Annotated in this window: 12 protein-coding genes; 1 reads left to right on the top strand and 11 read right to left on the bottom strand. The window is 70.4% G+C overall.

Annotation, left to right across the window (positions count from 1 at the left end; all coding sequences use genetic code 11):
• The first annotated feature begins 61 nt into the window (after positions 1–61).
• The gene (locus Q0818_RS05930) at positions 62–760 is read left to right on the top strand and encodes a TRIC cation channel family protein (RefSeq protein WP_298872628.1); all 699 of its coding nucleotides are present in this window, start codon (positions 62–64) and stop codon (positions 758–760) included.
• 93 nt (positions 761–853) lie between these two features.
• Here the strand turns inward: Q0818_RS05930 and Q0818_RS05925 are convergent, their stop codons facing one another.
• From Q0818_RS05925 to dnaJ, 11 genes are all read right to left on the bottom strand, one after another.
• On the bottom strand, positions 854–1,636 hold the full coding sequence (locus Q0818_RS05925; RefSeq protein ID WP_298872626.1) for an MOSC domain-containing protein: 783 nt from the start codon (positions 1,634–1,636) through the stop codon (positions 854–856).
• Positions 1,637–1,780: 144 nt separating this feature from the next.
• Positions 1,781–3,541 carry a 2-isopropylmalate synthase gene (gene leuA / locus Q0818_RS05920; protein WP_298872623.1) on the bottom strand — a complete coding sequence of 587 codons (1,761 nt, stop codon included), beginning with the start codon at positions 3,539–3,541 and terminating at the stop codon, positions 1,781–1,783.
• Between the two features lie 180 nt (positions 3,542–3,721).
• The gene (locus tag Q0818_RS05915; RefSeq protein ID WP_298872620.1) at positions 3,722–4,312 is read right to left on the bottom strand and encodes a GNAT family protein; all 591 of its coding nucleotides are present in this window, start codon (positions 4,310–4,312) and stop codon (positions 3,722–3,724) included.
• A complete protein-coding gene (locus tag Q0818_RS05910; protein ID WP_298872617.1) occupies positions 4,309–5,256 on the bottom strand; it encodes an NADP-dependent oxidoreductase in 948 nt (315 codons plus the stop codon). Before Q0818_RS05910 ends, Q0818_RS05915 begins: the two co-directional genes overlap by 4 nt.
• A gap of 76 nt (positions 5,257–5,332) precedes the next feature.
• The gene (gene era / locus Q0818_RS05905; protein ID WP_298872614.1) at positions 5,333–6,226 is read right to left on the bottom strand and encodes a GTPase Era; all 894 of its coding nucleotides are present in this window, start codon (positions 6,224–6,226) and stop codon (positions 5,333–5,335) included.
• Complete coding sequence (locus tag Q0818_RS05900) at positions 6,223–7,533, bottom strand: hemolysin family protein (protein WP_298872611.1); 1,311 nt, start codon at positions 7,531–7,533, stop codon at positions 6,223–6,225. The genes era and Q0818_RS05900 overlap by 4 nt, the downstream gene beginning before the upstream one ends.
• Positions 7,530–7,997, bottom strand: coding sequence for an rRNA maturation RNase YbeY (ybeY, locus tag Q0818_RS05895; protein ID WP_298872609.1), 468 nt, complete (start codon positions 7,995–7,997; stop codon positions 7,530–7,532). The genes Q0818_RS05900 and ybeY overlap by 4 nt, the downstream gene beginning before the upstream one ends.
• A complete protein-coding gene (locus Q0818_RS05890) occupies positions 7,994–9,019 on the bottom strand; it encodes a PhoH family protein (protein ID WP_298873144.1) in 1,026 nt (341 codons plus the stop codon). The genes ybeY and Q0818_RS05890 overlap by 4 nt, the downstream gene beginning before the upstream one ends.
• A gap of 49 nt (positions 9,020–9,068) precedes the next feature.
• The gene (locus Q0818_RS05885) at positions 9,069–9,416 is read right to left on the bottom strand and encodes an HIT domain-containing protein (RefSeq protein ID WP_298872607.1); all 348 of its coding nucleotides are present in this window, start codon (positions 9,414–9,416) and stop codon (positions 9,069–9,071) included.
• A gap of 134 nt (positions 9,417–9,550) precedes the next feature.
• Positions 9,551–10,285 (bottom strand): 16S rRNA (uracil(1498)-N(3))-methyltransferase, encoded by a 735-nt coding sequence (locus tag Q0818_RS05880; protein ID WP_298872604.1) that lies wholly within the window; start codon positions 10,283–10,285, stop codon positions 9,551–9,553.
• Between the two features lie 2 nt (positions 10,286–10,287).
• Complete coding sequence (gene dnaJ / locus Q0818_RS05875; RefSeq protein ID WP_298872599.1) at positions 10,288–11,412, bottom strand: molecular chaperone DnaJ; 1,125 nt, start codon at positions 11,410–11,412, stop codon at positions 10,288–10,290.
• Positions 11,413–11,471: the final 59 nt, after the last annotated feature.

The following is an 11,471-nucleotide window of genomic DNA, read 5'->3' as shown; positions in this document are numbered from 1 at the left end:
CACCCGTGAGCGGCCTGCGCGGCGCGCGCGCCGGAGCGCACGAGGCGGGAGAATGGATGCCGTGGACTCCCCCTCCTTCGTCATCCCGCTGTGGGCGGATCTCACCGCCGTCGCCCTCGGCGGCGTGCAGGGGGCGCTGTTCGCCTCGGGGTTCCAGGGCCAGCGTCGCCTCGATCTGCTCGGGGTCGCGATCATCGGCATCCTGTTGGGGATGGGCGGGGGTCTCATCCGCGACCTCCTCTTGGGGCTCACCCCGGCGACGCTGCAGAGCAACTGGTACCTCATCACCGCGACCCTGGCCTCGATCGTGGGGATGCTGCTGTCGGGGATCTTCCAGAGGCTGAACCGCGCGATCGTCATGCTCGACGCGGTCGTGATCGGGCTGTTCGGCGCGTTCGGCACGTCGAAGGCCCTCGCCCTCGGCCTGCCCGCCGTCCCCGCGATCTTCGTGGGCGTGGTCGCCGCGGCGGGCGGCAGCGTGCTGCGGGACGTGCTGATGGGGCTGCCGGTCGCGATCATGCACGTGGGCTCGCTCTACGCCGTCGCCGCGGGTGCGGGGTGCGTGGTCCTCGCCGTCACGGCCGGGTTCGGCGTCCCGCTGCCGCTCGCCGCGGTCATCGGCGTGGTGGTGACGACGGTACTCCGCGTGCTGGCCGTGCTCTTCGACCTGTCCCTGCCCGAGCAGCGCAAGCTCTACCGCCGCAAGGTCGCGGTCGAGACCACGGGCATCCCGATCATCCGCACCGACAGCACCGAGTAGGTCTGCCTCTCCCGCGCGTGAGTTGCCGATAATCGTCGCTCAGGTGCTCACCGAAGCGACAATCATTGGCGACTCGCGCGGGGTGTTGCGGGCTCAACCGAGCGGCACGACCTCATCGCCCACGCGCACGGTGCCGCCGTCGGCCGTCGGGAGCAGCAGGATGCCGAGGGTTGCGGCGTCCTGGCCGAAGTCGGTCGTCAGCACCCGCAGCAGGCGCGCGTCGCGGACGCCCGTGTCGGGGTTCGCCGTGATCGCGGCGCAGCGCTCGATCGGCTTCTGCACCTCGAACTCCACCTCCCCGATCCGCACGCGCCCCCGCCATTCCAACTCCGCCCACGGTGCGGTCCCGCTCACGACGATGTTGGAGCGGAAACGGCGATCGTCGACGGGAGCGGCGACCGTGGCATCCAGGTCGGTGACCGAGGCCGCGCCGTGCAGCGAGACGAACCCCTGCGGGCGGTCCTGGAAGCGGGCGGTGCGGCCGTCTCCGAGCAGCCCCAGGGGCAGGATGCCGTCGGCCTCGAGCAGCTTCGCATCGCTCGTCGTGCGGAGGTAGGCGGTGACCGCTTCGCTCAGCCGCGCGCGGCCCTCCTCGCTGAGATCGGCGGTGACGTCGATGTCGTCGACGCTCAGGCGCAGCGTCCGCGCGTCGTCGTCGAACGTCAGGCGCACGCGCGCGAGCGTCGGGAACGTCATCAGCGCGAGCCCACGACTCTTCGGATACGTGGCATCCGCCGGCTCCACCGCATCGGCGAAACGGAACACGAGCGAGCGGTCCCCCTGCACACGTCCGTCGCCCTGGATGACGAGGCTGTCGCGCTTCTCGGGCGTGAAGCCCTTCACGGGGTAGCGGTAGAGGGCGTCGACGCGGATCACGGATTCATCCTCGCATCCCGTCGGTGTGGCGAGATGAGGACCCCCTGGTGCGGTGAGACCGTTCGGCGGGAGGGGTGCGAAGCCCCTCGCCCCCACGCCGAAGCGCCGCCATCCGAACGGGGATGACGGCGCTTCGAGGTCGGATCAGACGCCGGCCAGGGCGCCCGCGGCCTGACGCGTGCGGATCGCGCGGTTGACGCCCGAGACGATCGCCTTGAGCGACGCCGTCGAGATGTCACCGTCGATGCCCACGCCCCACAGACGCTGGTCGTCGACCTGCAGCTCGACGTACGCCGCGGCCTGAGCGTCACCGCCCGAGCTGAGAGCGTGCTCGACGTAGTCGTACAGCGTGACGTCGAAGCCCTGGGAGCGCACGATCTCGAGGAACGCCGCGACCGGACCGTTGCCCACGGCCGAGGCCGGGTGCGTGGCATCGCCGTCGCGCAGCGAGACGTCGAGGTGCACATCGCCCGACATGTCGCTCGAGGAGCGGGTCGACAGCAGCTCGAAGCGGCCCCAGCGCTGGTCGTCGTTCGTGGAGGGCAGATACTCGTCGGTGAAGATGTCCCAGATCTGGGCGCTCGAGACCTCGCCGCCCTCGGCGTCGGTGCGCGCCTGCACCACGCCAGAGAACTCGATCTGCAGCTTCCGCGGCAGGTCGATCGCGTGGTCGGCCTTCAGCAGATAGGCGACGCCACCCTTGCCGGACTGCGAGTTGACGCGGATGACGGCCTCGTACGACCGGCCGAGGTCCTTCGGGTCGATGGGCAGGTACGGCACCGCCCACTCGATCTCGTCGATGGTCTTGCCCTCGGCGCTCGCGCGGGCCTCCATCGCCTCGAAGCCCTTCTTGATGGCATCCTGGTGCGAACCGCTGAAGGCGGTGAAGACCAGGTCGCCCGCCCAGGGGCTGCGCTCGGGCACGGGCAGCTGATTGCAGTACTCGACCGTGCGCTTGACCTGGTCGATGTCGCTGAAGTCGATCTGCGGGTCGATGCCCTGGGTCAGCAGGTTGACGCCCAGGGCGACGAGGTCGACGTTGCCCGTGCGCTCCCCGTTGCCGAACAGGCATCCCTCGATGCGGTCGGCGCCCGCCATGTAGCCGAGCTCCGCGGCGGCCACGGCCGTGCCGCGGTCGTTGTGCGGGTGCAGCGACAGGATGACGTTCTCGCGGTGGTTCAGGTGGCGCGACATCCACTCGATCGAGTCGGCGTAGACGTTCGGCGTGGCCATCTCGACGGTGGCCGGCAGGTTCAGGATGACCTTGCGCTCGGGCGTCGGCTCCAAGACCTCGAGCACCTCGTTGCAGATGCGCAGAGCGAACTCGAGCTCGGTGCCGGTGTAGCTCTCGGGCGAGTACTCGTAGAAGACCTGGGTCTCGGGGATCGTCGCCTCGTACTTCTTGCACAGGCGGGCGCCCTCGAGCGCGATGTCGACGATGCCCTGCTCGTCGGTGCGGAACACGACCTCGCGCTGCAGCACGCTCGTCGAGTTGTACAGGTGCACGATGGCCTGCTTGGCGCCGGCGATCGCCTCGTACGTGCGGGCGATGAGGTGCTCGCGCGCCTGCGTCAGCACCTGGATGGTGACGTCGTCGGGGATCAGGTCGTCGTCGATCAGCTGACGGACGAAGTCGAAGTCGGTCTGGCTGGCGCTGGGGAACCCGACCTCGATCTCCTTGTAGCCCATCTTCACCAGCAGGTCGAACATGACCCGCTTGCGCTCGGGGCTCATCGGATCGATGAGGGCCTGGTTGCCGTCGCGCAGGTCGACGGCGCACCAGCGGGGTGCGGCCTCGATGCGCTTGCTCGGCCACGTGCGGTCGGGCAGGTCGACCCGGATCTGCTCGTGGAAGGGACGGTACTTGTGCACCGGAGCGGACGTGGGCTTCTGGGTGTTCTTCATGATGTGTCGCTTCTTTAGATTCGTTCGGTGGGGCCGACGACGATCTCCGCGACGAGGAAGGCCCTTAGAACGAGGACTCGTCGCGGCAGCTAAGAAGAAGAAGGCCACCGAAGCGCATGGAGCGATCGTAGCAGCCCCGTGCCGCGGCATCCGCCCCGCCCGCGGCGCGAGCGCCCGCCGTCATGCGACGGGTGATCCCCACTCGCGCGCCAGCACGGCGTAGACGAGCAGGTCGGCCCAGCGGTGCTTGAACCAGTCCTTCTCGACGAAGTGCGCCTCGCGGCGCATCCCGAGGCGCTCGGCCAACGCGACAGAGCGAGCGTTGTCGGGATCGATCTGGGCGACGAGGCGACGGAGCCCGTAGACCTCGAACGCCGTGTCGATGAGCGCGCGTACCGCCTCGGTGGCGAGGCCCAGGCCGGATGCCGCCGGGCTCACGACCCAGCCGATCTCGGCCGAACCCTCGTCCGCATCGAGGTGGAAGAGCACGAGGTCGCCGATCACCGCGCCGTCGTCGAGCCGTTCGATGACCAGCATGACCCCGCCGCGCTCCCCCTCCAGCGTCGTGCGACCCATCAGGTGACCGTTGCGGCGTCGGATGTCGTCGGGCGACTGCGGATCGAAGGGGAGGAACCGGCACACCTCGGCGTCGCCGCGGTACGCCGCCATCGCGTCGAGATCGCGCTCCTCGAATGGACGCAGGCGTACCCGCTCCGCCGTGATCTCGAGGGTCTCCGGCGCGGGCGGCAACGTGAACGGCGAGGCGCTCACGGCAGCAGGGCGACCTTGCCGCCGGGGTGCCCGGTCATGACGAAACGCACGGCTTCGACGGCCTCGTCGAGCGGGTAGGTGCGCGCGACAGGCACCTCGAGGGCACCGGATGCCGCGAGCTCGAGCACCCGGGCACGGGCGATGTCGCGGAACCGGGCGCTCTCGGGGCGCGCTCCGGCGATCCAGAGGAAGCCGTCGGCCTTCGCCCGGTCGGGCGAGACGATCGTGACGACACGGTCCCGGTCGGAGACGAGCTCGAGCGAGACGTCGATGGCCTCGTCGGTCCCCGCCGCGTCCCAGGCGGCCGCGATCGCAGCACCGTCGGCCGCCGCCTCGACGCGCTCGCGCAGTCCCTCGCCGTAGGCGACCGGGATCCCGCCGTAGCGACAAACGCGCTCGGCGGAGTCGTCGGCATCCGCCCCGACCGTGCCGATGACGCGCACCCCGAGCACGCGCGCCTGCTGGAGCAGACTCACCCCGACCGCTCCGGATGCGGCGTGCAGCAGCACGGTCTCTCCCTCGGCGACCCGCGTGACCTGGATCATCTCCGCCGCGGTGGTCCCTGCAAGCAGGAGGTTCGCGGCCTCTTCGTGCGAGAGGTTCGCGGGTTTGGCGAACACGTCGCGGGCGGGAACCGTGATGTCGGTGGCATAGGCGCCCTGCACCCGGAACGCCACGACCTCATCGCCGACCGCGAGCTCGCCCGAACCACCGACGGCGTCGGCACCGAGGGCGATGACCTGCCCCGAGAGTTCGTAGCCGATGGGCACCGGGAACTGCACGCCCGCACGCGCCGTCGCGACGTGCTTGGCGTCGGCGGGATTGACTCCGGCCGCGCGCACGCGGATCTTCACCTCTCCGGGCCCGGGCGCGGGAACCTCGACCTCGTCGTAGCTCCAGGTCTCGATCGGCCCCGGAGTCGGCGCCGTCCATCGCTTCGCCATTACGTGCACCTTCCGTGAGGACCGCACGCTCTCGCGCGGGGTCGGGGTTGCTCGGCCGCCGGGTGGCGGACGCCCCTCAGAAGCCGAGGCGTCCGAGCTGCTTCGGGTCGCGCTGCCATTCTTTCGCCACGCGCACGTGCAGCGATAGGTAGACGCGCCCACCCACGAGCGGTTCGATACCGGCGCGAGCGCGCGCGCCGACATCGGCCAGTCGAGAGCCCTTGCGGCCGATGATGATCGCCTTCTGGCTGTCGCGCTCGACGACGATGTTCGCGTAGACGTCGGTGAGATCGCTGTCTTCACGGGCGGCGACGTCGTCGACCGTGACCGCGATCGAGTGCGGAAGCTCATCGCGCACGCCGTGCAGGGCGGCTTCGCGGATGATCTCGGCGATGCGGTCTTCGAGCGTCTCGTCGGTCACGACGTCGTCGGCGTAGAGCGCCGGGCCCACGGGCATGAGCGCCAGCAGCTCGTCGCTGAGGACGTCGAGCTGATCGTTGGTCACGGCCGAGAGGGGGATGACCGCGGCCCAGTCCTCGCGGAGCGCATCGACCTCGACGAGGCGTTCGGTGATCTGGTCGCGACTGGCGGCGTCGGTCTTGGTCACCAGGGCGACCTTCTTGGCACGCGGGTATCCGGACAGCGACTCCGCGATCCGCCGATCGCCGGGGCCGACCTTCTCGGTCGCGGGGGCGCAGAACGCGATGACGTCGACGTCGCCGAGCACCTGCTCCACCAGGTCGTTCAGGCGCTGGCCGAGCAGGGTGCGCGGTCGGTGGATGCCGGGGGTGTCGACGACCACCAGCTGCCCGCCGGGTCGGTTGACGATCCCGCGGATCGCGCGCCGCGTCGTCTGCGGCTTCTCGCTCGTGATCGCGACCTTCTCGCCCACGAGCGCGTTGGTCAGCGTGGACTTGCCGACGTTGGGCCGGCCCACGAAGGTCACGAAGCCGGATCGGGTGTCGGTCATCTGTCGTTCCTTTCACGCGCCGAGAGCTCTGCCTCGGCGTCGTCGTCGGCGGGCGTTTCGCTGCGCTCGACGATCACGGTGGCGATACCCCGGTTGCGGCCGCGCGATGCGCCGCCGGTCATCACGAGGCCGGAGTGTTCGGCGGTGGCGCCGGGTTGCGGGATGCGACCGAGCGCCTTGCCCAGCAGACCGCCGATCGAGTCGACGTCCTCGTCGTCGAGCTCGAGGCCGAAGAGGTCGCCGACCTCATCGAGGCCGAGGCGGGCGTTGACCCGGTAGCGTCCGTCGGGGAGCTCGACGATCTCGGTGTTCGGTGCGTCGTACTCGTCGGCGATCTCGCCCACGAGCTCCTCGATGAGGTCTTCGAGGGTGACCAGACCGGCGACACCGCCGTACTCGTCGACGACGAGGCAGACGTGGACGGCATCCTTCTTCATCTGCTGCAGGAGCGTCTCGGCCTTCATCGACTCGGGGACGAACACGGCGGGTCGGGCGATGCGGCGGATGGGGGCGTCGCGCCAGCCCGCCTCGTCGCGGAAGCCGAACTGCACGAGGTCTTTCAGGTAGAGAACCCCCACGACGTCGTCGGCCTCGTCGTCGGCGAGGGGGACGCGCGAGACGCCCTTCTCGAGGAACAGTGCGAGGGCCTCGCGCGAGGTGGCGGTGGCATCCACGCTCACCATGTCGGTGCGCGGCACCATCACCTCGCGCACGTACCGGTCGGTGAAGTCGAACACCGAGTGGATGAGCTCGCGGTCGTCCTCCTCGATGAGCTCGTTCTCGGCGGCCTCGTCGATGATGCTGAGCAGCTGCTCCTCCGACGCGAACGACGTCGAATGCGAGACCCCGGGGGTCACCCGGTTGCCGACCGCGACGAGACCGTGTGCGAGCGGGCCGAGCAGGACGCGCATCCCCCGGATGACGGGAGCGATACCGCGCAGCAGACCGCGCGCGTGCTGACGACCGACCGACCGGGGGCTCGCACCGACCGCGACGAAGGAGATCCCCGTCATCAGCACGGCCGCAGCGGCGACCGCGAGCCAGATGTCGTCGAAGATCAGCATGAACGCGGCCGCGACGAGCACGGCAGCGGTGGTCTCGGAAAGCACGCGGATGAACACCACCGCGGTGTTGTGCGCGCTGGTGTCATCGGCGATGCGACGCAGCGACCGGGCGTTGCGGCCCGAGGCGCCGAGCTCCAGGAGATCCGTGCGCGAGGTCACGCCGAGCGCCGCCTCGGAGGCCGCCATCAACCCGCCGAAGGCGACGAGGAGGAAGGCGGCGACGAGGAGGAGCGCTTCGGTCATGCCCGACGCTGGCGTTCGACGGCTTGGAACCCGCTGATCAGCTCGCGCTGCAGGCCGAACATCTCGCGCTCCTCGTCGGGTTCGGCGTGGTCGAACCCGAGCAGGTGCAGGAGCCCGTGCGTGGTGAGGAGGATGAGCTCGTCCTGCGTCGAGTGCTTCGCCGCGACGGCCTGGGTCTCGGCCACGGCGGGGCACAGCACGATGTCGCCGAGCAGACCCGCGGGGGTGGGGGCGTCTTCGGAGCCGGGACGCAGTTCGTCCATCGGGAAGCTGAGCACGTCGGTCGGGCCGGGCTCGTCCATCCACTGCACGTGCAGCGACTCCATGGCGCCTTCGTCGACGAGCACGATCGCCACGTCGGCGTCGGCGCTGACGTGCAGCTCCGCCAGGTTGTACTCCATCAGGCGCAGCAGCACCTGTTCGTCGACCTCGTGGCCGGACTCGTTGTTGATCTCGATCGTCATGAGCGGTTTCGTCTCGGGAGGTGATCGCGGGGACCGGCGGCACCGGGGCCGCGTCGCTCCGCACGGGTGGCGAACTCGGAGGCCTCGTCGCGCTCGCGACGCGCGGCCAGGCGCTTCTCGTCGTACTCGCTGTACGCGTCGACGATGCGGCCGACGAGCGAATGACGCACGACGTCGTCGCTGGTCAGTCGCGAGAAGTGGATGTCGTCGATGTCGCTGAGAACGCGGGTGACCAGGCGCAGACCCGACGCGCCCTGCGGGAGGTCGACCTGGGTGATGTCACCGGTCACGACCATGCGCGTGCCGAACCCGAGGCGCGTGAGGAACATCTTCATCTGCTCGGGCGTGGTGTTCTGCGCCTCGTCGAGCACGACGAACGAATCGTTGAGCGTGCGACCGCGCATGTACGCCAGAGGTGCGACCTCGATCGTCCCCGTCGCCATGAGCTTGGGGACGATGTCGGGGTCCATCATCTCGTTGAGCGCGTCGTAGAGCGGGCGCAGGTAGGGGTCGATCTTGTCGGTGAGGGTGCCCGGCAGGAACCCGAGCCGCTCCCCCGCCTCGACGGCGGGACGGGTCAGGATGATGCGGTTGACCTCTTTGCGCTGCAGCGCCTGCACGGCCTTCGCCATCGCGAGGTACGTCTTGCCGGTTCCGGCCGGACCGATCCCGAACACGATGGTGTTCTCGTCGATCGCGTCGACGTACTCCTTCTGCCCGGCCGTCTTGGGGCGGATCACCTTGCCCCGCGACGACAGGATCGCCTCACCCATGACCTCGGACGGGCGCGGCCCGCCGTCGCTTCTCAGCATGCGGTTCGAGCTCGACACGTCGGACGGGTCGAGGCCCTGGCCCGAGCGGGTCATCGCGAGCAGTTCGTCGACGAGGCCGCGTGCGGCGCGCACCGCCCCGGCCGCACCGGAGAGCGTGATCTCGTTGCCGCGCACGTGGACGTCGACGTCGGGGTGCTCCTTCTCGACGACGCGCAGGAGGCGATCCTGCGGGCCGAGCAGTTGCACCATGGCCACACCGTCGACAGCGATCTGCTCGACGACGGTCTCTTCGGGGGAATCAGCCACCCAGGCTCTTTTCGTTCAGGCCGCCCGCGAGGACGTGGGCGTGCACATGGAAGACGGTCTGACCGGCACCGGCGCCGGTGTTGAAGATCAGTCGGAAGTCGCCGTCGGCGTGCTCGGCGGCGAGGCGGTCGGCGAGGGCGACGACCTCGGTGAGCAGCTCCGGGTCGCCGGCGGCGAGCTCGACGACATCGCGGTACTGCGCCGTCTTGGGGATGACGAGCAGGTGGACCGGCGCCTGGGGCGCGATGTCGCGGATCGCGAAGACGTTCTCGGTCTCGGCCACGATCTCGGCGGGGATCTCGCCCTGCAGGATGCGCGTGAAGATCGACGGTTCGCTCATGGCATCCAGTCTAGTGAGGGCCTCCGACACGCAGGTCGAGTGGGCGGAGCCGCTGAAGCGTCGGCGAGCGGTCGGGGCGGAGATCTCGTGCCCCGAACGCCGGAGCGCACCCCGCACCGGTGACGCGGACCCGCTCACCACCGCCCGTGCGCCGCCGACAGCACCGAGACCGCCGCAGCCCCCGCGGTGGAGGTGCGCAGCACGGTGTCGCCGAGGCGCACGAGCCGCGCGCCCGCGTCCTCGAGCGTCGAGAGCTCCTCGGGGGCGATGCCGCCCTCCGGGCCGACGACGAGCACGACGTCACGTCCGTCCGAGGCCTCCGCGGCCACCTCGGTGAGGCGAGCGGATGCCGAGGGCTCCAGCACCAGAACGAGCGCCGTGCGGGCGAGGGCGACGAGGTCGGCCGTTCGCGCCAGCCTCTGCACCTCGGGGATCCACGCGCGATGCGCCTGCTTGGCGGCCTCGCGCACGATGGTGCGCCAGCGCGCGAGCCCCTTGTCCTCCTTGGCATCCCACCGCGACACGCTCCGTGCCGCCTGCCACGGGACGATCGCGTCGACACCGAGCTCGGTGGCCGCCTGCACCGCGAGCTCGTCGCGGTCGCCTTTCGCGAGCGCCTGCACGAGCACGAAGCGCGGGGACGGCTCGGAGGCCACGTCGCGCGAGGCGACGCGGACCTCGACCTCCTTGGGGCCGACGGCCGTCACGACGCCGGAGAGCCAGACGCCGCAACCGTCGCCGAGGGTCACCGTCTCGTCGACGCGCACGCGCCGGACGCTGGCGGCATGGTGCGCCTCCGCTCCCGTCAGGGTCACGGCATCCCCGGGACGTGCGGACGCGGCGCCGTCGGTGACGAAGTGCAGCGCCACGATCAGTGCCGGAAGCGGTCGCGGAACTTGCTGAACATGCCCTGCTGGTGCTCGGCCAGGCGGGGCTTGGGGGCCTTCGTGCGCTTGGCGAACTCCTCGATGAGGGCGCGGTCGCGATGATCGAGACGCGTGGGGGTCACCACGTGCACGCCGACCTTGAGGTCGCCGCGCTGGGAGCCCCGCAGGGGCGTGATCCCGCGACCCTTGATCGTCAGCACGTCGCCGGACTGCACGCCGGGGCGCACCTCGAGGTCGACGGAGCCGTCGAGGGATTCGATCGTCGTCGTGGCGCCGAGGATGGCGTCGGGCATCGACACCTCGAGGGTCGCGACGAGGTCGTCGCCCTCGCGGCTGAAGGCGTCGTGCGCCTCCACCGTGATCTCGAGGTACAGGTCGCCGTTGGGGCCGCCGGCCGGACCGACCTCGCCCGAGCCGGGGAGCTGCAGGCGCAGACCCGACTCGACGCCCGCGGGGATGTCGACCGACACGGTGCGGCGTGCGCGCACGCGTCCCTGACCCTGGCAGGTGCCGCAGGGGTAGGGGATGGTCGTGCCGTGACCGTGGCACACGGTGCAGGGCTGGCTGGTGACGACGTTGCCGAGCAGGCTCCGCACGGTGCGCTGCACGTGACCGGAGCCGTGGCAGATGTCGCACGTGACCTCGCTCGTTCCGGGCTGGGCGCAGGCCCCCTGACACGTCTCGCAGAGCACCGCCGTGTCGACCTCGAGGTCGCGGTGCGTGCCGAAGACCACGTCGCCGAGGTGCAGCGTGACGCGCACCAGGGCGTCCTGGCCGCGCTCTCGACGCGAGCGCGGGCGCGGACCACGGCCTCCGCCGCCGCCCTGCGCGCCGCCGAAGAACGTCTCGAAGATGTCGCTGAAGCCGCCGAAGCCCGCCGCTCCCCCGCCGCCGAACGGGCTCTGATCGCCGCCCATGTCGTAGCGGCGACGCTGCTCGGGGTCGCTGAGCACGTCGTAGGCGTGGGTCACGAGCTTGAAGCGCTCCGAGGCGTCCTCCCCCGGGTTGACGTCGGGGTGCAACTGGCGCGCCAGACGCCGGTAGGCCTTCTTGATGTCTTCCGGGCTGGCGTCGCGTTCGACGCCCAGGACCTCGTAGTGGTCAGCCACAATCGCCTTCCTGCCCGCTGTCGCGGGGTCGTTCTCGTGGGGAGTGCTCGCAGCGATCG

The sequence above is a fragment of the uncultured Microbacterium sp. genome (assembly GCF_947489255.1).
Lineage (GTDB): Bacteria > Actinomycetota > Actinomycetes > Actinomycetales > Microbacteriaceae > Microbacterium > Microbacterium phycohabitans.
The sequence above is the reverse complement of the archived record's forward strand: the minus strand, read 5'-3'. Positions and strand labels throughout refer to the sequence as shown.

What these genes read in the sequence shown, in the direction of transcription:
- leuA (WP_298872623.1), bottom strand. Translation starts at nt 3,541, where the DNA reads ATGAAGAACACCCAGAAGCCCACGTCCGCTCCGGTGCACAAGTACCGT.
- Q0818_RS05910 (WP_298872617.1), bottom strand. Translation starts at nt 5,256, where the DNA reads ATGGCGAAGCGATGGACGGCGCCGACTCCGGGGCCGATCGAGACCTGG.
- era (WP_298872614.1), bottom strand. Translation starts at nt 6,226, where the DNA reads ATGACCGACACCCGATCCGGCTTCGTGACCTTCGTGGGCCGGCCCAAC.
- Q0818_RS05900 (WP_298872611.1), bottom strand. Translation starts at nt 7,533, where the DNA reads ATGACCGAAGCGCTCCTCCTCGTCGCCGCCTTCCTCCTCGTCGCCTTC.
- ybeY (WP_298872609.1), bottom strand. Translation starts at nt 7,997, where the DNA reads ATGACGATCGAGATCAACAACGAGTCCGGCCACGAGGTCGACGAACAG.
- Q0818_RS05890 (WP_298873144.1), bottom strand. Translation starts at nt 9,019, where the DNA reads ATGGTGCAACTGCTCGGCCCGCAGGATCGCCTCCTGCGCGTCGTCGAG.
- Q0818_RS05885 (WP_298872607.1), bottom strand. Translation starts at nt 9,416, where the DNA reads ATGAGCGAACCGTCGATCTTCACGCGCATCCTGCAGGGCGAGATCCCC.